At 69.1% G+C, this 25,558-nt stretch carries 19 protein-coding genes; 5 read left to right on the top strand and 14 right to left on the bottom strand.

What is annotated here, in order from left to right; all coding sequences use genetic code 11:
* Positions 1 to 2: 2 nt before the first annotated feature.
* Positions 3 to 1,682, top strand: coding sequence for a urocanate hydratase (gene hutU, locus ATO4_RS01345; RefSeq protein ID WP_083589578.1), 1,680 nt, complete (start codon positions 3 to 5; stop codon positions 1,680 to 1,682).
* A gap of 7 nt (positions 1,683 to 1,689) precedes the next feature.
* Here the strand turns inward: hutU and ATO4_RS01340 are convergent, their stop codons facing one another.
* Positions 1,690 to 3,195, bottom strand: coding sequence for an MFS transporter (locus ATO4_RS01340; protein WP_083589577.1), 1,506 nt, complete (start codon positions 3,193 to 3,195; stop codon positions 1,690 to 1,692).
* A gap of 203 nt (positions 3,196 to 3,398) precedes the next feature.
* Here ATO4_RS01340 and argE point away from each other — a divergent pair, with 203 nt between their 5' ends.
* A complete protein-coding gene (argE, locus tag ATO4_RS01335; RefSeq protein ID WP_083589576.1) occupies positions 3,399 to 4,547 on the top strand; it encodes an acetylornithine deacetylase in 1,149 nt (382 codons plus the stop codon).
* Positions 4,548 to 4,577: 30 nt separating this feature from the next.
* On the opposite strand, the gene speB is transcribed toward argE, so the two are convergent.
* The 5 genes from speB to ATO4_RS01310 all read right to left on the bottom strand — a co-directional run bounded on the left by speB (position 4,578) and on the right by ATO4_RS01310 (position 10,040).
* On the bottom strand, positions 4,578 to 5,534 hold the full coding sequence (gene speB / locus ATO4_RS01330; RefSeq protein WP_245308506.1) for an agmatinase: 957 nt from the start codon (positions 5,532 to 5,534) through the stop codon (positions 4,578 to 4,580).
* A 138-nt stretch (positions 5,535 to 5,672) separates the two neighbouring features.
* Positions 5,673 to 6,836 (bottom strand): SRPBCC family protein, encoded by a 1,164-nt coding sequence (locus tag ATO4_RS01325; RefSeq protein ID WP_083589575.1) that lies wholly within the window; start codon positions 6,834 to 6,836, stop codon positions 5,673 to 5,675.
* Positions 6,837 to 7,041: 205 nt separating this feature from the next.
* Complete coding sequence (locus tag ATO4_RS01320) at positions 7,042 to 8,343, bottom strand: TRAP transporter large permease subunit (RefSeq protein WP_083589574.1); 1,302 nt, start codon at positions 8,341 to 8,343, stop codon at positions 7,042 to 7,044.
* Between the two features lie 55 nt (positions 8,344 to 8,398).
* Positions 8,399 to 9,007 (bottom strand): TRAP transporter small permease, encoded by a 609-nt coding sequence (locus ATO4_RS01315; protein WP_083589573.1) that lies wholly within the window; start codon positions 9,005 to 9,007, stop codon positions 8,399 to 8,401.
* 16 nt (positions 9,008 to 9,023) lie between these two features.
* Positions 9,024 to 10,040, bottom strand: a complete 1,017-nt coding sequence (locus tag ATO4_RS01310; RefSeq protein WP_210191005.1) for a TRAP transporter substrate-binding protein — start codon at positions 10,038 to 10,040, stop codon at positions 9,024 to 9,026.
* A gap of 338 nt (positions 10,041 to 10,378) precedes the next feature.
* Here ATO4_RS01310 and ATO4_RS01305 point away from each other — a divergent pair, with 338 nt between their 5' ends.
* Positions 10,379 to 12,472 carry a hydantoinase/oxoprolinase family protein gene (locus ATO4_RS01305; RefSeq protein WP_083589572.1) on the top strand — a complete coding sequence of 698 codons (2,094 nt, stop codon included), beginning with the start codon at positions 10,379 to 10,381 and terminating at the stop codon, positions 12,470 to 12,472.
* A complete protein-coding gene (locus ATO4_RS01300) occupies positions 12,472 to 14,058 on the top strand; it encodes a hydantoinase B/oxoprolinase family protein (protein WP_245308505.1) in 1,587 nt (528 codons plus the stop codon). Before ATO4_RS01305 ends, ATO4_RS01300 begins: the two co-directional genes overlap by 1 nt.
* A 57-nt stretch (positions 14,059 to 14,115) precedes the next feature.
* Here ATO4_RS01300 and ATO4_RS01295 read toward each other — a convergent pair whose 3' ends face one another.
* From ATO4_RS01295 to ATO4_RS01265, 7 genes are all read right to left on the bottom strand, one after another.
* Positions 14,116 to 14,964 (bottom strand): ABC transporter permease subunit, encoded by an 849-nt coding sequence (locus ATO4_RS01295; RefSeq protein ID WP_083589571.1) that lies wholly within the window; start codon positions 14,962 to 14,964, stop codon positions 14,116 to 14,118.
* 4 nt (positions 14,965 to 14,968) lie between these two features.
* Positions 14,969 to 15,835 carry an ABC transporter permease gene (locus tag ATO4_RS01290; protein ID WP_083589570.1) on the bottom strand — a complete coding sequence of 289 codons (867 nt, stop codon included), beginning with the start codon at positions 15,833 to 15,835 and terminating at the stop codon, positions 14,969 to 14,971.
* Complete coding sequence (locus tag ATO4_RS01285; protein WP_083589569.1) at positions 15,835 to 16,908, bottom strand: ABC transporter ATP-binding protein; 1,074 nt, start codon at positions 16,906 to 16,908, stop codon at positions 15,835 to 15,837. Before ATO4_RS01285 ends, ATO4_RS01290 begins: the two co-directional genes overlap by 1 nt.
* A 109-nt stretch (positions 16,909 to 17,017) precedes the next feature.
* On the bottom strand, positions 17,018 to 18,085 hold the full coding sequence (locus tag ATO4_RS01280; protein WP_083589568.1) for an extracellular solute-binding protein: 1,068 nt from the start codon (positions 18,083 to 18,085) through the stop codon (positions 17,018 to 17,020).
* Positions 18,086 to 18,243: 158 nt separating this feature from the next.
* Complete coding sequence (locus ATO4_RS01275; RefSeq protein ID WP_083589567.1) at positions 18,244 to 19,515, bottom strand: FAD-binding oxidoreductase; 1,272 nt, start codon at positions 19,513 to 19,515, stop codon at positions 18,244 to 18,246.
* A complete protein-coding gene (locus ATO4_RS01270) occupies positions 19,516 to 21,006 on the bottom strand; it encodes an aldehyde dehydrogenase family protein (protein ID WP_210191004.1) in 1,491 nt (496 codons plus the stop codon).
* Entirely contained in the window at positions 21,003 to 22,121 is a 1,119-nt protein-coding gene (locus ATO4_RS01265; RefSeq protein WP_083589566.1) for a mandelate racemase/muconate lactonizing enzyme family protein, read from the bottom strand. Before ATO4_RS01265 ends, ATO4_RS01270 begins: the two co-directional genes overlap by 4 nt.
* Positions 22,122 to 22,240: 119 nt before the next feature.
* Here ATO4_RS01265 and ATO4_RS01260 point away from each other — a divergent pair, with 119 nt between their 5' ends.
* The gene (locus ATO4_RS01260) at positions 22,241 to 23,722 is read left to right on the top strand and encodes a PLP-dependent aminotransferase family protein (protein ID WP_083589565.1); all 1,482 of its coding nucleotides are present in this window, start codon (positions 22,241 to 22,243) and stop codon (positions 23,720 to 23,722) included.
* 18 nt (positions 23,723 to 23,740) lie between these two features.
* Here ATO4_RS01260 and ATO4_RS01255 read toward each other — a convergent pair whose 3' ends face one another.
* A complete protein-coding gene (locus tag ATO4_RS01255; RefSeq protein ID WP_083589564.1) occupies positions 23,741 to 25,384 on the bottom strand; it encodes a GMC family oxidoreductase N-terminal domain-containing protein in 1,644 nt (547 codons plus the stop codon).
* Positions 25,385 to 25,558 lie beyond the last annotated feature (174 nt).

Here is a 25,558-nt window from a genome sequence, read left to right as displayed (position 1 = left end):
CCATGACCGGTCCGACCCCCCGCCTCGACAACGCCCGCCGGATCTCCGCGCCTCGCGGCAGCGAGATTTCGGCCAAGAGCTGGCTCACCGAGGCGCCCTTGCGCATGCTGATGAACAATCTCGACGCCGAGGTCGCGGAAAAGCCGGGCGAACTCGTCGTCTATGGCGGCATCGGCCGGGCGGCGCGGGACTGGGCGAGCTTCGATCGCATCGTCGCGGCGCTGCGCGAGCTGGAGAGCGACGAGACGCTGCTGGTCCAGTCCGGCAAGCCGGTGGGGGTGTTCCGGACCCACAAGGACGCACCCCGCGTCCTCATCGCCAATTCCAACCTCGTGCCGCACTGGGCGACCTGGGACCATTTCAACGAGCTCGATAAGAAGGGCCTCGCCATGTACGGCCAGATGACGGCCGGCTCGTGGATCTACATCGGCTCCCAGGGCATCGTGCAGGGCACCTATGAGACCTTCGTCGAGATGGGCCGCCAGCATTACGGCGGCGACCTCTCCGGTCGCTGGATCCTGACGGCCGGATTGGGGGGCATGGGCGGGGCGCAGACGCTGGCCGCCACCATGGCCGGCGCCTCCTGCCTCGCCGTCGAGTGCCGCCCGTCCTCGATCGAATTCCGCCTGAAGACCGGCTATGTCGACAGGCAGGCGGCCGATCTCGACGAGGCGCTGGCGATGATGGCGGAGGCGGCCGCAGCGAGGAAGCCTGTTTCGGTCGCACTTCTGGGCAACATGGCGGAGATCCTGCCGGAAATGGTGCGGCGCGGGGTCAGGCCCGACATCCTCACCGACCAGACCTCGGCCCACGACCCGGTCAACGGCTACCTGCCGGCCGGCTGGAGTCTCGCCGAATGGGAAGAGAAGCGCGAGCGCGATCCCAAGGCCGTCACCAGGGCCGCAAAGGCGTCCATGGCGGTCCATGTGAAGGCGATGCTCGACCTCTACAAAGCCGGAGTTCCGACCGTCGACTACGGCAACAACATCCGCCAGATGGCGCTGGAGGAGGGGGTCGACGACGCCTTCGCCTTTCCGGGCTTCGTGCCGGCCTATATCCGGCCGCTGTTCTGCCGGGGCATCGGGCCGTTCCGCTGGGCGGCGCTCTCGGGCGATCCCGAGGACATCTACCGGACCGACCAGCGGGTGAAGGAACTGCTGCCCGACGACGCCCATCTGCACAACTGGCTCGACATGGCGCGCGAGCGCATCCGCTTCCAGGGGCTGCCGTCGCGGATCTGCTGGGTCGGGCTCGGCGACCGGCATCGCCTCGGCCTCGCCTTCAACGAGATGGTCGCCTCGGGCGAATTGAAGGCGCCGGTGGTGATCGGCCGGGATCACCTGGATTCGGGCTCCGTCGCCTCGCCCAACCGGGAGACCGAGGCGATGAAGGACGGCTCGGACGCGGTCTCCGACTGGCCGCTGCTCAACGCCCTGCTCAACACCGCCTCCGGAGCGACCTGGGTGTCGCTGCATCATGGCGGCGGCGTCGGCATGGGGTTTTCCCAGCATGCCGGCATGGTGATCGTCGCGGACGGCACCGAGGATGCGGCCCGGCGCCTCGAACGCGTCCTGTGGAACGACCCGGCCACTGGCGTCATGCGCCATGCCGACGCCGGCTACGAGGATGCGCTGGAATGTGCGACGGAGAAGGGGCTGAAGCTGCCGGGCATCCTCGGCTGAACGCCAGCTAGATCCGCCGGATCGGCAGCGTCCAGGCGAGGCCGGTCGCCAGGCACCCGAAGCCCGCGATGCACAGGAAGGCGTTGCGGAACGCGTCCTCGAGGCCGTCGGTGATCGCGGCTCGCTGGGCGGCGGCGAGGCCCTGAAGGGCCTGCGGGCCCTCCTGCAGGACATGGGCGAAGGCCTCGCCCGCGGCGGGGTTGGCGTGGGTCATGGTGGCGAACAGCACGGTGCCCACCGTCGCCGTGCCGACGGCGGCACCGAGGGAGCGCGAGAACTGCACCGTGGCGGCGCCGGCGCCGAGCTGTTCGCGGCCCGAGGCGAGCTGGACGGTCAGCTGGACGACGCCCATCACCGTTCCCATGCAGATGGCGATCGCCCCGAAGCACCAGGCGAGGGCGACGGAATCGAGGCTCGGCGCCACCAGCACCGTCGCGACCAGCGCGATCGTCACCAGAGTGAGGCCGACCGACGGGTAGATCGCCGTCTGCCCCGTGCGCCCGACGATGCGGCCGGTGGTGAGCGAGCCGATCCCGATGCCGATGGTCATCGGCAGCAGCAGGAGGCCGGTCTCGGCGGCCGAGGCCCCGTGGACCATGCGGTAGTAGAGCGGCAGGAAGGTGATCAGCGACACCAGCATGGCGCCGTGGCAGGCCGCCAGCCCGTCGCAGCGCCAGATCGCCGGGTGCTTCAGAAGCGGGATCGACAGGAGCGGCGAGGGCGTCCGCTGCTCCCAGCGCACCAGGAGGACGACGGCGGTGACGGCGAGGACGCCGAGCGCCACCGGCGTCAGAAAGGCACCGGAAGCGATCTGCTGGGCCTCTTCCAGCATGATCAGCGTCGAGGCGATGAAGGCGGCGAAAAGGAAGAGGCCGAGCGTGTCGAAGCGGAAGGGCTCGCCGGTGCCGCGCCGGTCGGGCAGCCGGAGGGTCATCAGGACGGCGCCGATGCCGACCGGCAGGTTGACGAGGAACACCGACTGCCAGCCGAAATGCTCCGTCAGGAAGCCGCCGGCGACCGGCCCGAAGGCGCTCGACGACACGGCGACGGTGGCGAGATAGCCCTGGTAGCGCGCCCGGTCGCGCGGCGGGATCGCCTCGCCGACCAGCGCCTGGGAGAGCGTCATCAGCCCGCCGCCGCCGGCGCCCTGGAGGATGCGCGCCGCCGTCAGCGTGACGATGTCGGTGGACAGGGCGCAGAGCACCGAGGCCACCATGAAGATCGCCAGCGCGACGACCATCAGCCGCCGGCGGCCGAAGACGTCGCCGAGCCGGCCATAGACCGGGGCGGCGATGGTGGTGGCGACGAGGTAGGACACCACCACCCAGGACAGGCGGTCCACCTCGCCGAGGGAGGCGGCAATCGCCGGCAGCGCCGTCGCGACGATCGTCTGGTCGACGACCGCGAGGAACATCGGCAGGACGATCGAAGGGAAGATGGCGAAGAAGCTGCCGCGCGGACTGGCGGGCGGTGTGGTCTCCGCCTCTTCGGGGGACGCTTCGGGCTGCTGCATGGGGGAGATCGACTGCGGGCGACAAAAGGTTATCCGCCTTACATATTCCGGATGCCCGGATGGGAAAGATGCATCCCCGCGCGATCACGGTTCTTCGCAAGGCCCGCAGCGCCGCAGCACGCAACCCCGCCCGCAACGCCGCTTGCCTCGCGGCGCCAGCCAAGCGACTGTGACCGCCATCTCCTCCAGCGAGTCATGCCATCATGCAAACCCTTCCCATCCTCGAGCGCCTGATCGCCTTTCCGACCCTGTCGCGAACGCCGAACATGCCTTTGCTGGACCATGTCGCGGGGCTGCTCACCGCCGCCGGCGCGCGGCTGGACTGGGTGCGTCACGAGAGCGGCGAGAGGGCCAATCTCTTCGTCACCATCGGACCCGAGGGCGTGCCGGGGGTGATGCTCTCCGGCCATACGGACGTGGTTCCGGTGGAGGGGCAGGCCTGGACGGTCGAGCCGTTCCGGCTGACGCAAAAGGACGGGCGGCTCTACGGCCGCGGCACCGCCGACATGAAGGGCTTCGTCGCCTGCGCGGTGGCGGCGGCCCTGCGGGCCTCGCGCCGGGAGCTGAAGACGCCGCTGCATCTGGCGCTCTCCTATGACGAGGAGATCGGCTGCATCGGCGTGCGCGACCTCGTCGACATCCTCGCCAGGGCGCCGGTCCGGCCGCTGATGTGCATCGTCGGCGAGCCGACGGAGCTGAAGGTCGCGACGGGCCACAAGGGCAAGGGCTTCTACCGCGCCAGCTGCCACGGCCGCGAGGGCCACACGGCGCTGGCGCCGAAGGCGATGAACGCGCTGCATCTCGCCGCCGACTTTTCCCGCGCCGTGCGCGACCTGCAGGCCGAGGTGGCCGAGCACGGGGCGAAGGACGACGACTACGACATCCCCTACACGACGCTGCATGTCGGCCGGATCGCCGGCGGAACGAGTCCGAACATCGTGCCGAACCATGCCGAGGTGGATTTCGAGATCCGCTACCTGGCCGCCGACGATCCGGACGGGCTGATCGCCCGGCTGGAGCGGGAGGCCGGGCGGATCGTCGCCGAGACCGGCGACCCCGACGCTGCGATCGCGATCGAGACGACGCGCGGCTATCCGGGCCTCGACACCGCGCCGGGCGCCGAGGTCGTGCGGTTCGTGAAGTCGCTGACGGGGGCGAACGCCACGATCAAGGTGGCCTTCGGCACCGAGGGCGGGCTGTTCTCGGAAGCTGCGGGTATTCCGGCGGTGATCTGCGGGCCGGGTTCGATGGACCAGGGCCACCGGCCGGACGAATTCGTCACCGAGGCGCAGCTCGCCCGCTGCGACGCGATGTTGGATGCGCTGCTCGACCGTCTCGAAGCCGGCCTGTGAGCGGCGGCCCGAGCGGCGCCGCCCGCAGCATCATGCCCGGCTGCGTGCGACCGCCCCGGCCATCACGCAGAGCAGCTCGAACAGCATCGTCGCGCCGGTGAGCGCCGTGATGCCGCTCGGATCGAGCGGCGGCGAGACCTCGACGACGTCCGCCCCGACGATGTCGACGCCGGCCAGCTCGCGCACCAGCGCCTGCGCCTGGAAGGTGGTGACGCCGCCGATCTCCGGCGTGCCGGTGCCCGGCGCGAAGGCCGGGTCGATGATGTCGATGTCGAAGGAGACGTAGGTCTCGCCCGCGCCGGCGATCTCCCGGGCCTCGGCCATGACGTCGGCAACGCCCCGCGCCATCAGCTCCTCGATGAAGATCATCCGGATGCCTTCGGCCCTGGCGAAGTCGTAGTTGGCGGCGTCCGAGATCGCGCCCCTGAGGCCGATCTGGATCATGCGTTTGGGATCGAGCAGACCCTCCTCGACGGCCCGGCGGAAGGGCGTGCCGTGGTTGTAGCGATTGCCGAAGAACTCGTCGTAAGTATCGGAATGCGCGTCGAAATGAATGAGCGCGCGGGGTGTGCCGCGGGACAGGCCGCGTAAGACCGGCAGGGTGACCAGATGATCGCCGCCGGCGGTCAGCGGGACGGCGCCGGCATCGCGGATCTCGCGAAAGAAGCCGGTGATCCGCTCGAGGCTGTCCGTCGCATCGACAGGGTTCACCGGCGCGTCGCCACAATCGGCGATGCGGGCGACATCGAAGGGCGAGCGCAGCGTCGTGTGGTGATAGGGGCGCACGAGGCTCGACTGGTTGCGGATTTCCCGTGGCCCGTGGCGGGCGCCGGTGCGGTTGCTCGTGCCGCCGTCGAAGGGAACGCCGACGAGGGCGATGTCCACCTCGTCGGGCCGGGCCAGCGGCAGGCGCATGAAGCTGGCGGGGCCGGCAAAGCGCGGCACCTTGGCGGAATCGAGCGGCCGGAAGCGGGATTGGTCGGTCACGGTTGAACTCAGCTCATGGACATGCGGGAATGTGGACAGGTGAAATGAACCTCTGGGTCGTCGACGGCGCGGAAGGCGGAGCGACGACAGCGGCCGGAGCCGCAGTGCGAGGCGATCGGGGGCAGGACGACGGGGCGGTCAGGCAGACCCGGCTCGGCCCGCCTCGATCCGCCGCGAGATGTACTGGGCGAACTCGAAGTTCGGCCGCTCCAGATGCGACAGCGGACCCGGTTCGCCGAGATGGCTGCAGAGCCCCTTGTAGACCCGTTCGGTGCAGCCGCGATCCTCGACATTGACGTCGTCGAGCAACGCCTTGACCGCAACGAAATGCTGCCTGGCCTCCGGGTCCCCGACATAGTCCGGCGACATGCCGCCGCCATAGAGGATCCGGACGTGGTCCGGCCCGTCCGGATGCAGGCTGAGATACCAGAAATAGCCGTTCGTCAGGGAGATGAAGAGCGCCGGATAGATCGACAGTAGCCAGGTCGTGCGGCGCTGGTCGCCGGTGAGGGTGGTGTTGTCCGGGTGGGCGAGGGCGAGCGGCACGGAATCGTTGCGCAGGATGGAATGGTAGTTGAAGGCCTCGGTGCCTTCCGGCAGTGCCATGGTCATCAGGTCTTCGGCGGATCCGCCGATCGTCCCGGCATGGCAGGCCGGCAGGTGGTAGCTCTCCATGAAGTTCTCGGCGAGCACCTTCCAGTTGGTGTTCCAGCGATGCTCCTCGCGGAAGGTCTCGGTGTAGTTCTCCATGCCGAGATAGCCGACCAGGGTCTCGACGTCCTTCAGCCGCCCGGCCGGGCTCGGGGCGTCCGGGTCCAGCGACACCATGATCCAGCCGAGCCATTCCTCGCAGCGGATCTCGGGCAGCGCGATCTCTGACCGGCAGAAGCTCTCGTTGGCGGCCATTGCCGGGGCGCCGCGCAGGGTCCCGTCGAGATTGTAGGTCCAGGCATGGTAAGGGCAGACGATCGCCCGCACGGTGCCACGGCCCTGCAGCATGGTCGACATCCGGTGGCGGCAGACATTCGACATCGCCCGCAGCGCGCCGTCCCTGTCCCTGAGGACGATCACCGGCTCGCCGGCGATCTCCATGGTCAGATACGCCCCCGGCCCGTCCAGCGCATCGGCGCGGCCGGCGCAGAGCCATTCCTTCGCGAAGATGTGCTGGAGTTCCTGGGCGAGGAAGTCCGGCGAGGTATAGACCGACTTCGGCATCGCCCGCGCCGCCTCGAGCGGGACGGCGACGTTGGCGGCGAGCTCGTCGGCGGGAGAGGCCGAAAACTGCGGATCGTGGACGTTCATGGCTCGAACCCCAAAGCGGCGGGTGGGCGGCGGGCGGCAGGGCCGGGTCGCCGGTATCGCGGCAGGGCCCGAGGCAGGCCCGGTGGCTGCCGGTGCTTCCGGCGGGTGGACGGTCGCGATCTCGTCTTCGTTCTAACGCCTTTTCCGGCTGCCAGCCAGCGCCGTTCGGGCCGTTCCTTGCTCGCGCACGGTCGGAGCCGGTGGCTCATCGCATCATCGTCTGGGGTAGGAAGGTCACGATGCCCGGGAAGATCGTGATGATGACGATGCCGAGGATCATCAGGAAGAAGAACGGCATCGAGGCCCTGGCGACCTGGACGATGTCGCGCCCGCTCATGCCCTGCAGGACGAAGAGGTTGAAGCCCACCGGCGGGGTGATCTGCGCCATCTCGACGACGATGACGGCGAAGATGCCGAACCAGATCAGGTCGATGCCGGCGTCCTTCACCATCGGCAGGACGACGGTGGCGGTGAGGACCAGCATCGAGACGCCGTCGAGGAAGCAGCCGAGGATGATGTAGAACACCATCAGGACGGCGATCAGCGCATAGGGGCTGAGCTCCAGCGTCTCGACCCACTGGGCGAGATGGCGGGGGATGCCGGTGAAGCCCATCGCCATGGTCAGGAAGGCCGCGGCCACGAGGATCAGCGTGATCATGCAGGAGGTGCGGGTCGCTCCGAGCAGCGTCTCCAGCAGCGTGTGCCGGTCGAGGCTTCCCGAAAAGGCCGCGAGGATCAGCGCGCCGATGACGCCGACCGTGGCGGCCTCGGTGGGGGTGGCGTAGCCGCCATAGATCGAGCCGAGGATGGCGACGATCAGGAGCAGCACCGGGATCAGGAAGCGGGAACGGGAGAGCTTCTCCTTCAGGCTCAGCGTTTCCGTCTCGACCGGCGTCTTGTCCGGATCGAGCACGGCGCGCAGCATGACGTAGCCCATGAACAGGGCGATCAGCAGGAGGCCGGGCAGGACGCCGGCCATGAACAGCCGCGAGATCGACTGCTGCGAGACGACGCCGTAGACGATCAGCATGATCGAGGGTGGGATCAGGAGGCCGAGGGTGCCCGAGCCGGCCAGCGTCCCGATGATGAGGCTCTCGTCATAGCCGCGCTTCTTCAGTTCGGGCAGCGAGATGCGCCCGACGGTGGCGCAGGTGACGGCGGAGGATCCCGCCACCGCGGCCATGATGCCGCAACCGATGATGTTGACGTGGACGAGCCGGCCGGGCAGCCAGCCGAGCCAGGCCGACAGCCCGGTGAACATGTCCTGGGACAGCCGCGTGCGGAACAGGATCTCGCCCATCCAGATGAACAGGGGAAGCGCCGTCAGCGCCCAGTTCCAGCTGGAATCCCAGACCGTTGAGGCGAGCAGCGAGCCTGCGGGCGCGGCGGTGAAGAATTCGATCGCGACCCAGCCGACGAGGCCGAGGGCAATGGCGATCCACACCCCGCCGGCGAGCAGCACCAGCATGACGACGAACAGGACGGAGGCGAGGAGACCGGCGGACATCAGAGCGACAGCCCTTCGTTGCTTGCGGGGGCGGCCGTCGCGGCGGCCCGGCCGGTCACGACGGCACCTCGAGGGCCGGGGCGCGGCCGTCCGGCTCGAACTGGTCGAGCACGGCTTCCTCGCTCTCGTAGCCGGCCTGTCCGCCCCGCCAGACGATCGTCATCTCGTCGAGGAAGGCGATCACTAGGAGAGCGCCGCCGATCGCCATGCCGGCCTGGGGGATCCAGAAGGGCGCGGCGAGAAGGCCCGGCGAGGTGTCGCCGAACCGCCAGGACTGGAGGACGAGCTGGAGAGCGAACCACGTGAAATAGGCCGAGGCGACGATGCCGACGAGGCAGCAGCCGATCTCGGCGGGGCGCTTCAACGGCGCCGGGAGCCGGCGGATCAGGAGGTTGACCCTGACATGGGTGCCGCTCTTCAGCGTGTAGGCGAGGCCGAGGAAGGTGCTCGCCGCCATGCAGAAGCCGGCGAGCTCGGTGGAATCGATGGTCCAGCCGATCAGCCGGCCGGCGATCTGCGCCACGATGGTGGCGCCGATCGCGGCGAGGAACAGGCCGGCGAGAATGCCGCTGGCGAGATAGAGGCCGTCGAGGAGCCGGCGAAGGCTCCCCGCCGGCGGTGCTGCCGGATCGCCCGGCTTCGACGACGTGGCGGGATCGCTCATCGACGGCGCGCCCGGCTCACTCCATCCCCCGCTTCTCGAAATAGGGCTTGACCGCCGCCAGCGCCTCGGGGCTCGCGGTCGCCTCCCAGTCGGCGAGCATCACCTTGCCGATCTCCTTCATCCGGTCGATCACCGCCTCGGGCGCCGGGCTGACCGTCATGCCGTTGTCGGCCAGCATCTTCTGCTGGTCGTCGTTGACCTCCTTGCTCATCGTCCAGGCGCGGGCCTCGGCCTCCTTGGCGGCTTCCAGAATTACCCCTTGCGTCTTCTCGTCGAGTTCGTCCCAGGCCGCCTTGGAGACGATCACCGCGTTCTTGGAATAGATCGCGCCGGTGTCGGTGAAGTACTTCGTGTAGTCCCAGGCCTGGATGTCGATGCCGGTCTGCGGGCTGGTGAATAGCGCGGCGATCAGGCCGGTGGAAAACGCCTGGGGGATCTCGGCGAAGGGCAACACCGTCGCCTGGAATCCGAGGAGTTCGCCCATCTTCTGCGTCGCGGTCGAGTAGATCCGGAGCTTGACGCCCTTGAAGTCGTCGAGGGACGTCACCGGAAACGAGGTGTAGAAGCCCTGGCCGGGCCAGGGCTGGTAGAACAGCACCTTCATGCCGGCTTCGTCGAAGATCTTGTCGAAATAGGGCTTCTGCGCGTCCTTCAGGTCCCAGGCGTCGGCATAGGTCGGAGCGATGAAGGGCAGGCCGCCGAGGACGTACATCGGGTCCTCGTTGCCATAGATGCCGAGCCGGATCTCGCCGATCGGGATCTGGCCGGACTGCACCGCGCGCTTGATCGAGTCGATCTTGATCAGCGAGTCGTTGGGCTGAAGGTCGATGGTGAGCGCGCCGTCGGATTTCGTCCCGACCTCGTCGATGAACAGCCGGACGTTCTTCGTCAGGAAGTTCTCCTCGGGATAGCCGGAGGCCATGATCCATTCCGCCGCCGCCGCAGGGCCGACCACCCCCGGCGCGAGGACGCTCGCGGCCACCGTCATTGCGAATGCCGCGCGGGCAATCATGGCCTTGGCTGTCGATGTCATCGTGTTCCCCACTCCTTGTGGCGCGTTTGCCGTTCGCCTCGCCTGTTGCACGTCGCGTGCCAGCCGCCGGCAAGGCCGGGAGGCATAGGCAGAGGCGGGCTGCCGGGGCGGGCGGCAAACAGCGGAAACGGGGGCGGGAGGCGGGAGAACGAACTCGTCCCATCGGCTGGGCGGCAGGCGTCGCATCGGTCCGCGGCAGCGTCCGGCCGCGTCTGCCGGACCGACCGTCGCCGCTAAGGGGGTAAAGTTTCAGCTGCAACTTGCCTAGTATTTCAGCACCAGAAACCCGTGGCGCAATGCTAGCCTCCCGCCCGGAATCGGAAGCGAGGTGATCCGGAATGGCAAATGCGCGGCTGGCGATCGACATCGGCGGGACATTCACCGACGTCGCGCTCGACACGGGAGCGGGCGCGATCGGCGCCACCAAGGTGCTGACGACGCACAAGGCGCCGGAAGAGGGGGTGATCGACGGCGTCATGCGGCTCCTTGCCGCCCATGGGCTCATGCCCGCTGACGTCGGCCTCGTGCTGCACGGCACGACGCTGGCGACCAATGCCATCATCGAGCGCAAGGGCGCCAAGACGGCGCTCGTCGCGACAGAAGGCTTTCGCGACGTTCTCGAGATCGGCTACGAGGACCGCTACGACCAGTACGATCTCGGCATCGAGAAGCCGCGGACGCTGGTTCCGCGAGCGCTGCGCTTCACCGTGCCCGAGCGCGTCGCCTATGACGGCGAGGTCCTGAAGCCGCTGGACGAGGCGGCGGTCGAAGTGCTGGTGCCGGCGATCGCGGCGGCCGGGGTCGAGGCGCTGGCGATCGCCTTCATCCATGCCTATGCGCGGGGCGACCACGAGGCGCGGGCGCGCGACATCCTGGCCAGATCACTGCCGGACATCTCGATCTCGATCTCCAGCGAGGTCTCGCCCGAGGCGCGCGAATACGAGCGCACGGTGACGACCGCCGTCAACGCCTATGTGCAGCCGCTGATGGCAGGCTATCTCGGGCGCCTCGAACAGCGGCTGCAGGCGGAGGGCTTTACGGCACCGGTGCTCCTGATGACGTCGGGGGGCGGCCTGACGACGCTGCAGACGGCGCGGCGCTTCCCCGTGCGGCTGGTCGAGTCCGGCCCGGCGGGCGGGGCGATCCTCGCGGCGGAGGTCGCCAAAGCCTGCGGCGAAGCCCGTGTCCTCTCCTTCGACATGGGCGGGACCACGGCGAAGATCTGCCTGATCGACGACGGAACGCCGCAGACCGCGCGCGTCTTCGAGGTCGACCGCCAGTCGCGCTTCGCCAAGGGCTCCGGCCTGCCGCTGCGCATCCCGGTGATCGAGATGATCGAGATCGGCGCCGGCGGCGGCTCGATCGCGCGCCTCGACGGGCTGGGGCGCATCACCGTCGGGCCGGACAGCGCCGGCTCCGAGCCCGGCCCGGTCGCCTATGGGCGCGGCGGCACCGAGCCGACCGTCACCGACGCCGACCTGACGCTCGGCCGGCTCGACCCCGACGGCTTTGCCGGCGGCACGATGCAGCTCGACGCGGCGGCTGCGGGCAGGGCGATCGACAGGGCGATCGGGGCGCCGCTGAAGCTGGCGAAGGAGACCGCCGCCTTCGGCATCAGCGAGATCGTCGACGAGAACATGGCGAATGCCGCGCGGGTCCATGCGGTGGAAAACGGCGTCGACGTCGCCTCGCGCACGCTCGTCGCCTTCGGCGGCGCGGCGCCGCTGCACGCCGGCCGCCTCGCGGCCAAGCTCGGCATCGACCGGGTGATCATCCCGGCCAATGCCGGTGTCGGCTCGGCGATCGGTTTCCTGCATGCGCCGATCGCCTTCGAGGTCGTCCGCGGCCTCTATGTCCGGCTCGCCGATCTCGATCCGCAGGCGATCGAGGCGCTGTTCGCCGAGATGAACGGCGTGGCACGTCCGATCGTCTCGGCCGCCGCCGGCGGCGTCCGACCGAGCGAGGCGCGGCTCTCCTATCTCAGATATGTCGGCCAGGGCCACGAGGTGCCGGTGGCGCTGCCGATCGGGCCGCTCGATCCGGGCGACCTGCGGAGCCGCTTCGAGGCGGCCTATCGCGCGCTGTTCGGGCGGATCATCCCGGAAGCGCCGGTCGAGGCGCTGAGCTGGTCGCTCGCCATCAGCACGCCGGCCCGCCAGGCCGCCGCGCCGGCGACCAGCGCCGCGCGCCCGGAAGGCCCCGGCGGGGCAGGCGCCCCCCGCCGGCTGTTCGTGCCGGAGGCGGCGCGGTTCGACGAGGTTCCGGTTCATGCTCGGAGTGCGCTCGGCTCCACGACGCGGCTCGCCGGGCCGCTGGTGATCACCGAGGCGGCGACGACGACGGTGGTGCCGGACGGCTTCGACGTGACGGTGCATGAGGAAGGCCATCTCGTCCTGACCCGGCGGATGGCGATGCGAGAGGCGGCAGAGTGATGACCGACATGAACCAGAGCGGCCAGAGCGCCGGCATCGACCTCATCCGCATGCAGGTGATGTGGAACCGGCTTCTCGCCGTCGTCGAGGAACAGGCGCAGGCGCTGCTGCGCACCGCCTTCTCGACCATCGTGCGCGAATGCGGCGACCTGTCCGCCGGCGTCTTCGACCTCGAGGGCCGCATGCTCGCCCAGGCGGTCACCGGCACGCCGGGCCACGTCAACTCCATGGCCGAGTCCGTGCGCCACTTCATCGACCGCTTCCCGATCGAGACGATGCGCGAGGGCGATCACTACATCACCAACGATCCCTGGCGCGGTACCGGCCATCTCAACGACTTCGTCGTGACCACCCCCGCCTTCCACGAGGGCCGGATCGTCGGCCTGTTCTCCTGCACCAGCCACCTGATCGACATCGGCGGCATCGGCTTCGGGCCGGACGGCCACGACGTCTTCGCCGAGGGCCTGTCGATCCCGTTCCTGAAGCTCTGCGACCGGGGCGAGATGAACGAGACGCTGATGGCGATGATCCGGGCCAACACCCGGCTTCCGGTCGAGACCGAAGGCGACGTCTATTCGCTCGTCGGCTGCAACGACATCGGCGCCCGGCGGCTGTCGGAGATGATGGCCGAGTTCGAGCTGGACAGCCTCGACGCGCTCGGAAGCCACATCTGCGACGTCTCGCGCCGGGCCGTGCTCGCCGAGGTCGCCAAGCTCCCGCAGGGCGTCTATCGCAATGCCATGACGATCGACGGGCTCGACGCGCCGATCGACCTCGTCGCGGCGCTCACGGTGACAAAGGATGGCATCAACGTCGACTTCGACGGCACCTCGCCGGTCGTGCGCAAGGGCATCAACGTGCCGCTGGCCTATACCAGGGCGTACACCGCCTTCGGCCTCGCCTGCGCCATCGCGCCGGGCATTCCCAACAATGCCGGCTCGCTCTCGGTCTTCGCCATCGAGGCGCCGGAGGGCTCGATCCTCAATGCGCCGCGCGGGGCGGCGGTCTCGTCCCGCCACATCGTCGGGCAGATGCTGCCCGACGTCGTCTTCGGCTGCCTCGCGGAGCTTTTGCCGGCCCGCATCCCCGCCGAGGGCACGTCGTGCCTGTGGAACGTCACGCTGCGCGGGCGGGCCAAGGGCAACGACCTCGGCCGCTACGGCTTTGCCGTCACCATCACCACCAATGGCGGCACCGGCGCGCGGCCCGACAAGGCCGGGCTGTCGGCGACGGCGTTTCCCTCCGGCGTCAAGGGCTCGCCGGTGGAGATCATGGAGGCGGCGGCGCCCATCGTCTTCTGGCGGCGCGAACTGCGGGACGGCTCCGGCGGCGCCGGGCGCCACCGGGGCGGCGACGGCCAGGTGATCGAGATCGAGAACCGCGACGGCGAGGCGATGGATCTGCTCGCGGCCTTCGACCGCATCGACTTCCCGCCACGCGGCCGGGCAGGGGGCGGCGACGGGGCCGCCGGCACCGTCAGGCTGTCCGATGGAACCAGGTTGAAGGGCAAGGGCACCCAGACGATCCCGTCCGGCCAGCGGCTGCTGCTCGAAACGCCGGGCGGCGGCGGCTTCGGGGCGGCGTAGGGCTCGAATCGAAGCGGCGGGAGGCCGGACCGGCCCCCGCCGAGACCGCGCCGGAGGTCAGACCTTCTTCTCGCGCTGCACCGCCACCGAGGCCAGCGCCAGGAGCCCTGATCCGAGCATCAGCACCACCGAGACGGCGTTCAGCACGGGCGTCGAGCCGGCCTTCACCATGCGGTCATACATGGTGATGGTGAGCGGCGCGTCGGAGCCGACCAGCATCAGCGTCGTGTTGAAGTTCTCGAAGGAGACGAGGAAGGCGACGACGAAGGCCGAGAACATCGCCGGATAGAGGAAGGGCAGGGTGACCGTCGTCAGCACCCGCAGCCGGCTCGCGCCGAGATTGAGCGCGGCTTCCTCCAGCGCCATGTCGAACTTCTGCAGCCGCGCCGCGATGACGAGCGAGGTGATCGTCGTCAGGAAGGAGAACTGGCCGAGGACGATCAGCGGGACGCCGGGGCGCAGCCAGGTGATGAACAGGCCGAATTCGGCATCCACCCAGTTGGCGATCATCGAGGCGAAGACGAGGATCGAGATGCCGAGGATGACGCCCGGAATGACCAGCGGGATGATCAGAAGGATGTAGGCGACGCCCTTGAACGGAAAGGATTTCCGCTCGAACAGGAAGGCGTTGCAGGTGCCGACGGCGACCGACAGCGCGGCGACGACGACGCCGATATAGAGCGAGTTGTTCAATCCCCGCAGCAGGCGCTCGTCGTAGAACAGGCCGAGCTTCGGCTCCACCGGCGAGAAGAACCAGTCCAGCGTGAAGCCGTTCCAGGGCAGCGACGGAAACACCGAATCGTTGAAGGCGAAGGCGCCCGCCGCGATCAGCGGCGCGACGAGGAACAGGAAGAAGGCGGCCATGTAGGCGCGGTAGATCAGGCGAAGGCCGGCCGAGCTCTGCATTGCCTCAGTCCTTCGCCACGGTGGTCGCGAGACTCTGGCCGGTGAGCTTCAGCCCGAGCCAGACGACGAAGGAGGTGAACACCAGGAGTGTCACGCCGAAGGTCGCGCCCGCCTCCCAGTTGTAGCGGGTGATGAACTGGTTGTAGATCTGCTCGGTGAACCAGCTGGAATTCTTGCCGCCGAGCAGCACCGGCGTCAGGTAGCTGCCGGCCGTCAGCATGAAGGTGATGATGCAGCCCGACACGATGCCCGGCATGGCATAGGGCACGATGATCCGCCGGAACACGGTGAAGCGGCTGCCGCCGAGATTGTAGCCGGCCTCGAGCAGGGCGTCGTCCATGCCCTGCAGGGTCGAGGTGAGCGGCACGATCATGAACAGGACGACGGTGTAGACGAGGCCCATGACGACGGTGGCGTCGTTGTAGAGCATCTCGACGGGCTGGTTGATGATGCCGAGATCGACCAGGGCCGAGGAGATGACGCCGGTCTCGCGCAGCAGCACGATCCAGCCATAGGCGCGCACCAGATCCGACACCCAGAGCGGGATGAGGCACATCAGGAACAGCGCCGCGCGGCTCTTCTGCCGGGCGATCTTGGCGATGTAATAGGCGACCGGAAAGCCGACGATCAGCGCCAGGATGGTCACCAGGATCGACATCCAGGCGGTGCGGAACAGGGTGTTGCGATAGACCGGCTCGGAGATGAAGTCGACGTAGTTCTTCAGGCCGAAGCTGAACTCGTCGTAGCTGATCTTCTCGCGCAGCGAGACGTAGCCGATGCCGAGCTGGGGCAGGATGATCAGGAGGCCGATCCACAGGAGGAACGGCGTCATCAGGAGGATCAGCGAGAGCCTGCCGGCATCGCGCCCCATCAGCCGGCCCTCCGCGCAAAGGCACGGGCGCGCCGCGTCTCGAAGGTCAGCGTGACGGCGGCGCCGGGCGCGAGCGAGCCGCTCTGGCCGGGATCGGCCACCTCGATCAGCTGGCCGTTGCGTGCCTTCACGAGGATGCGGGAATTGGCGCCGTTGAAGAGCAGGCTGTCGACAGTGCCGGCAAGGCTCGCCCCGGCCGTCGCCTCGTCGATGCGCATCGCCTCGGGACGGACGAACACCTCGACCGCGCTGCCGACGGCGCTTTCGTCCGAGCGGCGCGCGGCGATCCGGCCGCCGCCGCCGTCGAGCTCGACGAGCACCTCGTCGCCGCGGATCTCGGCCACCTTGCCGGCAAGGATGTTGGCGTCGCCGACGAAGCCGGCGACGAAGCCCGAGACCGGATCGTCATAAAGCTCGCGCGGCGTGCCGATCTGCTCGAAGCGGCCGGCATTCATCACCGCCACCCGGTCGGACATCACCAGCGCCTCGGACTGGTCGTGGGTGATGTAGAGGAAGGTCGTCTCGAACTGGTGCTGCAGCTGCTTCAACTCGATCTTCATGTGCTCGCGCAGCTTCAGGTCGAGGGCGCCGAGCGGCTCGTCGAGGAGGAGGACGTCGGGCTCCAGCACCATGCAGCGGGCAATCGCGATGCGCTGCTTCTGGCCGCCGGAAAGCTGGCCGATCTGCTTCTCTTCGACGCCCGGCAGGCCGACCCGCTCCAACACGCGCCGGACCTTGGCGGGGATGTCCGCCTTCTTCTCGCCGCGGCACTGAAGGCCGTAGGCGATGTTCTCGCCGACATTCATCATCGGGAAGAGGGCGAGGTGCTGGAACACCATCTTCACGTTGCGCTTGTTCGGCGGCAGGGCGAGGACGCTCTCGCCCTTGATCTGGATGTCGCCGGCCGACGGCGTCTCGAAGCCGGCGATCATCCGCATCAGGGTGGTCTTGCCGCAGCCGGACGGGCCGAGGATCGAGAAGAACGAGCCGGAGGGGATGTCGAGGGAGACCTGGTCGACGGCGACGAACTTGCCGAAGGCTTTTGTCACGCGGTCGCAGCTCAGATCATACATTCGCAAGTTCCGATGAAAGATGGGCGCTTGAGAGATGGGCGCTTCGGCCGGGGCGAGGCTGCTCGCCCCGGCGCGTGTCAGTTGCGGAGGATCGTCGGGCGCCCGCGCTTTACTGCGCCGCCTTGATCCGCTCCAGCGCGATGCCTTCCATATCCTCGAGGCCCGGGGGGATGTTCGCGAAGAACTTCAGATTGTCGAGATCGGCCTGGGTGAAGGCCGCCTTCACCGCCTTCTGCTTGTCCTCGGGCAAGAGCTCGATGCCGTTCGGCACGGCCGCGATGGCGCCGGTCGAGGCCGACATGATCTTCACGTTCTCAGGCTTCAGGACGAAGTTGATCCACTTGTAGGCGGCATCGTCCGCCTCGCCGCCGCGCGGGATGGTGAAGGTGTCGATCCAGGCGAGAGCGCCGGTCTTCGGCGGCACGAAGACGATGTCGGAGTTCTCGTTGTAGATCTTGTAGGCGGTGGAATCCCAGGTCTCCGCGACCACCACCTCGCCCGACAGCATCAGCGCCGAGAGGTCGTCGCCGCCGGTCCAGTAGGTCTTCACGATCGGCTTGCAGTCGATCAGCTTCTGGGTGACCTTGTCGAGCATGTCCTGATAGGCGGCCTTGTCGGCATAGAGCTCGAACGGGTTCATGCCCATGGAGAAGGCGGTGCCGAGGAGGATCGTGCGGCGCAGCCGCATCGAGGTGCGGCCCTTGTATTTCTCGTCGCAGAGATCGCCGAAGCCGGTGACGTCCGAGGTCTCCTTCATGTTGGCCATGACGCCGGAGGTGCCCCACTGGTGCGGCACGGCGTAGACCTCGCCGTCGATGGTGGCGTTCTCCTTGACGCCTTCGAGCAGGTTCGGCGTCATCGAAGCCGTGTCGATCTTCGACAGGTCGAGCGGCTTGTAGATCCGGTATTCCTTCTGGGCGGCGAAGATCCGGTCGTGGCTCGGCTGGGCGAGATCGTAGCCGGTGCCGCCGGTGGCGCGCAGCTTGGCGATCATCTCCTCGTTGTTGGACAGGGTCACCTCGACGTCGATGTCGGGGTTTTCGGCCTCGAACTTCTTGACCAGCTCCTCGGGCGCATAGCCGCCCCAGGTGAGCAGCCGGAGCGTTTCCGCCTCGGCGCCGCCGATCGTGAACGCCAGTGCCGAAGCGGCAAGAACAACGCGTAACGTCAATGCCATGATCTCTCTCCTAGGGTTGATGGGGATGGCGATGCGGATGTCTGGCCGGTCCGGCCGATCGGGAAGTGAAACCGTCATTTCGTCTTCCAGAAAGAGCCATTTCCGGCGTTCTGGCAATCCAATCCTTGCGTCATCGGCCTTGCGTCATGGTCCCGGCCTCACAGGCCGACCCGGTCGAGCAGCCGATAGGTCTCGACGGCCGCGGGCAGGAACCAGGGGCGGCCCCGGTAGAGCGGCCGGGTGGGGAATCCGGGTGTCGTCAGGGCCGTCTCTCCTTCGGGCCTGCCGAGGATGCGCAGCCCCGCCTTGTGGCCGAGATAGGAGGCCATGCCGACGCCCGAACCGCAATAGCCCATCGCATGATGGATGCGGCCCCGCGCGCCGGTATGGGCGAGGGCGTCGAAGCTGTAGCCGACGAAGCCCATCCAGGAATGGCTGATGGCAGCCGGCCCGAGTTCGGGAAACAGCTGGACCATCACGTCCCGCAGCCGCCGCGCGGCGCTCTGCGGATCGGTCTCGCCGGCGCTGACCCGGCCGCCGAAGATCACCCGCCGGCCGTCGGGCGAGGGGCGATAATAGTAGACCACCCGGCGGCTGTCGGAGGCGATGCGCCCGGTGGGGAAGAGCCGTGTCACCAGCGCCGGGTCGAGCGCCTCGGTGGCGATGATGTAGCTGCCGATCGGCACGATCCGGCTCTGGTGCCAGGGGGAGAGCGCCCCCGAATAGCCGTTGGTGGCGAGCATGACGTCGCGGGCTTCGATCGGGCCGAGGGGCGTCGTCACGGTGACGCCGTCCGGCCGTTCGTCGAGCGCCACTGCCGGGCACTGCGGGGCGAAAACGACGCCTGCGGCATCGAGGCGCTCGACGAGGCCGGCATGGTAGAAGCCGGGATCGAGCGAGGCGTGATCGTGGAAGACGGCGCCGCCGTGATACCAGTCGGTGCCGAGTTCCTCGCGCTGCCTGTCACGCGGCACGAGGATGATGCGGTCGCCGTCGGCGAGCTTTGCGAGGGCGGCGAAGGCGCGGGGGCTGGCGGCGGCGTGGAACCGGCCACAGGCCCGAAAATCGCAGGCGATCCCTTCTTCCGTGACGAAGCGCTCGACGAAGGCCCGCGAGGCGACGCCCTCGGCGCGGATCGCTTTGGCGGTGTCGGGGCCGTGGCGGCGGGCGAGCGTGTCGAAGCCGGGCTTGATGGAATGGCTGACCTGGCCGCCATTGCGGGTGGAGCAGCCTTCGCCGATGCGGCCCTTGTCGAGCATCACGACGCTGCGGCCGGCCCGCGCGAGGACCAGCGCCGCGTGGCAGCCGGTATAGCCGGAGCCGATGACGACGACGTCGGCCCTCTTCGGCACGGCCGCGGGGCGCTCCGTCGGCGGCGGCGGGGCGGTGTCCCACCAATAGGGCGTCGTGCGGAGCTGCGACATGGGCATCTAGGCGATCCTCGCCGCGACGCTCTTGACGCGCATGTAGTTCCGCATGGCCGCGAACCCCTTCTCGCGGCCGAAGCCGGACTGGCGGTTGCCGCCGAAGGGCACTTCGATGCCGCCGGCGAAATACTCGTTGACGAAGACCTGGCCGGCGTCGATCTCCTGCGCCAGGCGGTGGGCGGCGGCGAAATTCGTCGTGTAGATGCCCGCGACGAGGGCGTAGTCCGTGCCGTTGGCGAGTTCGAGGGCGTGGTCCGCGTCCTCGGCGACCTGCACGGTCAGCACCGGGCCGAAGATCTCGTCGGTCACCAGCGGGTCGGTGGCGGCGACGTCGTCGAAGATCGTCGCCTCGAAGAACCAGCCCTTGCCGGTGGCGGGATCGGTCGCGGCGCGTCCGCCGAGCAGCGGCGTCAGACCGCGCGCGCCGGCGGCATCGACCTTCGCGGCGACCCGGCCGAGATGGGCCTCGGAGTTCAGCGGGCCGAGGGTCGGACGCGTCAGGCCGTGTCCCATCGCCAGCGCCCGGGCCTTCTCCGCGATCCGGGCGACGAGGTCGTCATGAACGCCGCGCTCGACGATCAGCCGCGATCCGGCGGAGCAGATCTGACCGGCATTCTCGAAGATCGCGCCGATGGCGCCTTCCGCCGCGGCGCCCAGATCGGCATCGGCGAGGACGACGAGGGGCGACTTGCCGCCGAGCTCGAGGACGACGGTGGCGACGTTGCGGGCGGCTGCCGTCATCACCGAAATGCCGGTCGGCACCGAGCCGGTGAAGGTGACGTGGCGCACGCGGCGGTCGGCGACGAGCGGCGCGCCGGCGGCGGGTCCCGTGCCGGTCACCACGTTGCAGACGCCGTCCGGCAGGCCGGCCCGCGACAGGAGCTCGGCCAGCATGAGCATGGTCAATGGCGTCGTCTCGGCCGGCTTGGCGACGACGGTGCAGCCGGCGGCCAGCGCCGGCGCGATGCCGCGTGCGGCCGTCGAAAGCGGGTAGTTCCAGGGGATGATGTGGGCGGTGACGCCGACCGGTTCGGGGATCGAATAGCCGAGATAGTCCGGGCCGAGCGGGAAGGTGGCGCCCTCGATGGCATTGGCGCAGGCGCCGTAATATTCGAACGCCCGGGCCGCGCCGGAAACGTCGCCGAGGGCCTCCTGCAGCGGCTTGCCGCTGTCGAGGCTTTCGACGAAGGCAAACCGGTCCGCCTCCGCCTTCAGGAGCCGCGCGGCCTCGACAAGGATCGCGCCGCGCGCCGACGGTTTGGTCCGGCCCCAGGCGCGCTGGGCGGAGCTCGCGGCCGAAACCGCGCGTTCGACGTCCTCTTCATCGCCTGCCGCGACGGCGTGGAACGGCGCGGCGCGGCCGGGATCGAAGCTCTCCATGCGTTCGCCGGATGCCGGCGGCGACCATGCGCCGGCGATGAAATGATCCGTCGGCAGGAAAGGGAGTTGGCCGCGGTCCAGATAGTCGGCAATCGTGGTGTCGAGGTTCATCATGCGTCCACTTCGCTTGCCTTGTAGATCGATTTCGCCAGCCATTCGGGTGCGATTTCGACGCCCCAGCCGGGGGCGTCCGTCACCGTCGCCATGCCGTCCTCGATCCGGTAGGGGTCGTTGGCGTAGAGGCCGGTCTGCCAGGGGTAGTAATCGAGGCCCTCGATCGAGAATTCCAGATATTTGCCGGCGTTGGGGATCGCCCGGAGGAGATGCATGGTGAACAGCGTCACCAGGCCGAGATTGGCAGCGTGGGGCGTCACCGGCAATCCCGCCGCCTGCGCCATGCGCGCGACCTCGAGCGTCCGCCCGATGCCGCCGAGATAGAGGATGTCGGGCTGAGCGATGTCGACGGCCTTCATCTCGATCATGCGTTTCCAGACCGGCAGGAAGCAGTCCTGCTCGCCGCCCGTCACGTCGATCGGCAGGCTCGCCAGCGCCTGCGTCACCTCGCGCGTCTGCTCCAGCTCCCAATAGGGGCAGGGCTCCTCGTAATGGGTGACGCCATGATCGGCGAGCATGCGGCCGTAGTGGATCGCGGCCTCGGGCGCGTAGCAGGAATTGGCGTCGGCAAGGAGGCTGACGTCCTCGCCCCTGAAGGCGCCCGCGATCGCCGGGATGATCGCCTCGGTGCGGCCTTCCCATTCGTCCTTCCCGCGGCCGCATTCGGCGCCGATGCGATACTTGAAGGCGGTAAAGCCGTGTTCGCCGCGCAGCCGGCGAAACCGCTCGGCCTCGGCGTCCGGCGTGATGTCGCGCTTCATCGAGGAGGCGTAGGCGCGCAAGGGTCCGGGCGTGCCGCCGAGCAGCACCGTTACCGGCACGCCCTCGGCCTTGCCGCGCAGGTCCCACAGGGCCGTCTCGACGCCGCCGACGGCGCGGCAGAGATAGGAGCCGGGAAACTTGTGCTCGCGCTCGAAGACGCGGGCAAAGCAGTCGTCCTGGTCGACGATGTCGAGCCCCAGCACGTGGGGGGCGACCTGCCGGTGCAGGATCTCTGCCGTGAGATCCGAGTGATAGGTCGAGACCTGGCCCCACCCGGTCTGGCCGCTCTCGTCGGTGATCCGGACGAAGCCGACGAACTCGTTCGCGAAGGTCTCGATCTTCACAAGCCGCATGGGCGCTCCGCTGAGTTTCACTGGCTGCCCGATGGCTGGCCGATGGCAAAAGAGTGCTTGCAAAGTGGTCCGCGCATAAGGTCCACTTCGCACTTGTTGGCAGACCATTCGGAGATCGCATGTCGAAATATGTCGGTGGCGCCCTGATCCCGACGCTGAAGATCGACCGGAGCGACCGCAGCAACCTGACCATGCAGCTCACCGTGGCGCTGCGCGATCTCATCCTGTCCGGCGATCTTGCCGCCGGGACGCGGTTGCCGGCGAGCCGGACGCTCGCCCGCGACCAGCGGGTGTCGCGCACGACGGTGATCAACGCCTTCGACCAGCTCGCCGCCGAGGGGCTCATCGACAGCAGGGTCGGCGCCGGCACCTATGTCAGCGCGGGTCTGCGTCCCGCGAGGCCCGCGGTGGCGGCCCAGCCGCCGGAGAACCTGCCGCATCTGTCGCGTCTCGGGAGCGATGTCCCGGACCCGTATTTCCCGCGCCTCGGCCATCCGGCGGCGCCCCGCGCCTTCGTGACCGGCATGCCGGCCTTCGACGCCTTTCCGGTGGCGCTGTGGTCGCGCATCTCCTCGCAGTACTGGCGCGGCGAGCGGGCGGCGATGATGTCCTATCCGGACACGGCCGGGCTCGGCGCGCTGCGCGAGGCGATCTGCCAGCATCTGAGGGCGAATCGGGGCCTCGTCTGCCAGCCGGGCCACGTCTTCGTGTTTTCCGGCGCGCAGGACGCCTTCACCCAGATCGGCCGGATGCTGGTCAATGTCGGCGACAAGGTCTGGCTGGAGAATCCCGGGGCGATCGGGGCACGCAACGCCTTTCTGTCCTGCGGCGCCGAGCCGGTGCCGGTGCCGGTGGACGAAGAGGGGATGGACGTCGCCGCCGGGCTGAAGCTCTCCCCCGACTTCCGCCTCGCCTTCGTCACGCCCGCCTATCAGCACCCGCTCGGCGTCACCCTGTCGCTGGAGCGGCGGATGCGGCTTCTGGAGGCGGCCGAGCAGGCCGGCGCCTTCATCGTCGAGGACGACTATGTCGGCGAGTTCCACTATGGCGAGGCGACGCTGCCGCCCCTGAAGGCGCTCGATGGCGGCCAGCGCGTGATCTATGTCGGAACGTTCTCGAAGACGCTGTTTCCGGCCGTCCGGCTGGGCTTCGCCGTGATGCCGCCGGTGCTCGTGCCGATGGTCGAGCGGACGCTCGCCGCCATCGCCCACGGCGTCGCCCATGCCATCCAGGGGATCGCCGCCCGGTTCATCGCCGAGGGCCATTTCGCCGCCCATATCCGGCGCATGCGCGGCATCTATGCGGCGCGCCGGGACGCGCTGATGGACGCCTCCGAGCGGCATCTCGCCGGCCGGCTCGACGTCAGGCCGACGGAGACCGGCTTCCACGCCGTCGGCCTAATCCCTGCGTCGCTTCCGGACGAACGCGCCATCGCCGAGGCCGCGCTGGCGGCGGGCCTCGCGGTGACGCCGCTGTCGCGCTACGCGCTGCGGCCGATCGCCCAGCGCGGCGTGACCCTCGGCTTCAGCGCGGTGCCGCCGGCCGAGATCGAGCGGGGCGTGCGGACGCTCGCGGCGGTGATCGACGACCTGGCCGCGTGATCGGCGGCGCGTCCGGTATCAGACCGGCCTTTCGGCGTCCTCGCGGATGAGGGACGCGGCCTTCTCGCCGGTCATGATCGACGGCGCGTTGATGTTGCCGGCGGTGATCGTCGGGAAGATCGAGGCGTCGGCGACGCGCAGCCCGCCGATGCCATGGACGCGCAACCGCGCATCGACGACCGCGCCGGCCGCCGGGTCGGGGCCCATCCTGCAGGTGCCGCAGGGATGGTAGATCGAAGTCGCGCGCTCCCGGATGTCCGCGACGATGGCCTCGCGGCTCTTAACATCCGGTCCCGGCCGGATCTCGCGGGTGATCGCCGCCGCCATGGACGGCGCGGCGGCAAGCCGGCGGATGATCGCCGTCGCCGCCACCAGCTCGTCGAGATCGGCTTCGTCGGAGAGATAGCGGGGATGGATTTCCGGCGGGGCCGAGGGATCGCTGCTGCGGATGTGCAGCCAGCCGCGGCTCCTCGGGTGGCAGTTGGAGATGCCGATCATGAAGCCGGGGAAGGTGTCCGGCGACAGCAGCCGCCGCTTGCCCGGCACCGCACGGGTATAGGAGAGGGGCGAGAAGTAGAGCTGGATGTTCGCCCGCTCGCGGGACGGATCGGACTTCACGAAACCGCCCGCCTGGTTGACGGAAAGGCTCAAGGGCCCGTCGCGGGTCGCGAGATAGCGAAGCCCGGCGCCGATCCGCCCGGACCAGGGCCCGAGCGTATCGTTCAGCGTCGGCCGGTTGGCCTCGTAGATGTAGTCGAAGCCGATGTGGTCCTGGAGATTGGCGCCGACGGCCGGCCGGTCGAGGACCACGTCGATGCCGAGGGCCTGCAGCCGCGCCGCGTCGCCGATGCCCGACAGCTGCAGGATCTGCGGCGAGTTGACGGCACCGGCCGAGAGGATGACCTCCCGCCGCGCGCGGATGGTGTGGGCCCGGCCGTCGCGGCGATATTCGACGCCGACGCAGCGCCGGCCCTCGAACAGCAGCCGCGTCACCAGCGCGTCGGTCTCGACGCGGAGGTTGCGCCGCCGGCGGGCCGGGTGGAGGTAGCCGGTGGCCGCCGAGGAGCGCAGGCCGCGGCGGGTGGTGATCTGGAAGAAGCCGGCGCCTTCCTGGTCGCGGCCGTTATAGTCCGGATTGCGCGGATAGCCCGCCTCGGCGCAGGCCGCGACGAAGGCATGGCTGAGGGGATGCGCCGCCGCGTCGATGTCGCGCACGCCGATGGGCCCGCCGCGCCCGCGCCATTCGCTGGGCGGGCCGGCATAATCCTCCATCTTTCGAAAATGCGGCAGGAGGTCGGCATAGGACCAGCCGGGATTGCCCGCCTCGGCCCACAGGTCGAAGTCCCGCGCCTGGCCGCGCACATAGACCATGGCGTTGATCGCGCTCGATCCACCGAGCACCCGACCGCGCGGCCAGTAGGCCTTGCGTCCGCCGAACCCCTCGTCCGGCTCGCTGTAGTAGCGCCAGTTCAGCCGGGGATGGAAGAACGCCCCGCCATAGCCGATCGGCATGCGCACCCACAGGCTCCTATCCGAGCCGCCGGCCTCGATGACGGCGACGTCGCTCCGACCGTCCTCCGACAGCCGTGCGGCGACGACGCAGCCGGCCGATCCGGCCCCGACCACGACGTAGTCGGCCTCGGTGTTCGATGTTTCACGCATGGGGGGATGCACCTGAAGGTCGGCTTCTCCGGCGGCGACAGGCCCGGCGGGTCGGAGAGCCGCTCCGCTCCGGCGTGAGGGGCGGGATGCACTCCAGATCCGGGATCGGGCCGGCCCCGTCGGCGGGGTCGTTGCGATGGCGAGGTTCGACGGGTGGTTCTGCGACACCGCGGC

Origin of the sequence: Aurantimonas sp. 22II-16-19i (assembly GCF_002088275.1) — a bacterium.
Taxonomy (GTDB): Bacteria; Pseudomonadota; Alphaproteobacteria; order Rhizobiales; family Rhizobiaceae; genus Jiella.
Note: the sequence above shows the minus strand (reverse complement) of the source record. Positions and strands in the feature narration are given on the sequence as shown.

Bases quoted from the DNA above. Each gene is read 5' to 3' on its own strand.
- hutU (WP_083589578.1), top strand. From the start codon at position 3: ATGACCGGTCCGACCCCCCGCCTCGACAACGCCCGCCGGATCTCCGCG.
- ATO4_RS01340 (WP_083589577.1), bottom strand. From the start codon at position 3,195: ATGCAGCAGCCCGAAGCGTCCCCCGAAGAGGCGGAGACCACACCGCCC.
- argE (WP_083589576.1), top strand. From the start codon at position 3,399: ATGCAAACCCTTCCCATCCTCGAGCGCCTGATCGCCTTTCCGACCCTG.
- ATO4_RS01325 (WP_083589575.1), bottom strand. From the start codon at position 6,836: ATGAACGTCCACGATCCGCAGTTTTCGGCCTCTCCCGCCGACGAGCTC.
- ATO4_RS01320 (WP_083589574.1), bottom strand. From the start codon at position 8,343: ATGTCCGCCGGTCTCCTCGCCTCCGTCCTGTTCGTCGTCATGCTGGTG.
- ATO4_RS01315 (WP_083589573.1), bottom strand. From the start codon at position 9,007: ATGAGCGATCCCGCCACGTCGTCGAAGCCGGGCGATCCGGCAGCACCG.
- ATO4_RS01310 (WP_210191005.1), bottom strand. From the start codon at position 10,040: ATGACATCGACAGCCAAGGCCATGATTGCCCGCGCGGCATTCGCAATG.
- ATO4_RS01305 (WP_083589572.1), top strand. From the start codon at position 10,379: ATGGCAAATGCGCGGCTGGCGATCGACATCGGCGGGACATTCACCGAC.
- ATO4_RS01300 (WP_245308505.1), top strand. From the start codon at position 12,472: ATGACCGACATGAACCAGAGCGGCCAGAGCGCCGGCATCGACCTCATC.
- ATO4_RS01295 (WP_083589571.1), bottom strand. From the start codon at position 14,964: ATGCAGAGCTCGGCCGGCCTTCGCCTGATCTACCGCGCCTACATGGCC.
- ATO4_RS01290 (WP_083589570.1), bottom strand. From the start codon at position 15,835: ATGGGGCGCGATGCCGGCAGGCTCTCGCTGATCCTCCTGATGACGCCG.
- ATO4_RS01285 (WP_083589569.1), bottom strand. From the start codon at position 16,908: ATGTATGATCTGAGCTGCGACCGCGTGACAAAAGCCTTCGGCAAGTTC.
- ATO4_RS01280 (WP_083589568.1), bottom strand. From the start codon at position 18,085: ATGGCATTGACGTTACGCGTTGTTCTTGCCGCTTCGGCACTGGCGTTC.
- ATO4_RS01275 (WP_083589567.1), bottom strand. From the start codon at position 19,515: ATGCCCATGTCGCAGCTCCGCACGACGCCCTATTGGTGGGACACCGCC.
- ATO4_RS01270 (WP_210191004.1), bottom strand. From the start codon at position 21,006: ATGATGAACCTCGACACCACGATTGCCGACTATCTGGACCGCGGCCAA.
- ATO4_RS01265 (WP_083589566.1), bottom strand. From the start codon at position 22,121: ATGCGGCTTGTGAAGATCGAGACCTTCGCGAACGAGTTCGTCGGCTTC.
- ATO4_RS01260 (WP_083589565.1), top strand. From the start codon at position 22,241: ATGTCGAAATATGTCGGTGGCGCCCTGATCCCGACGCTGAAGATCGAC.
- ATO4_RS01255 (WP_083589564.1), bottom strand. From the start codon at position 25,384: ATGCGTGAAACATCGAACACCGAGGCCGACTACGTCGTGGTCGGGGCC.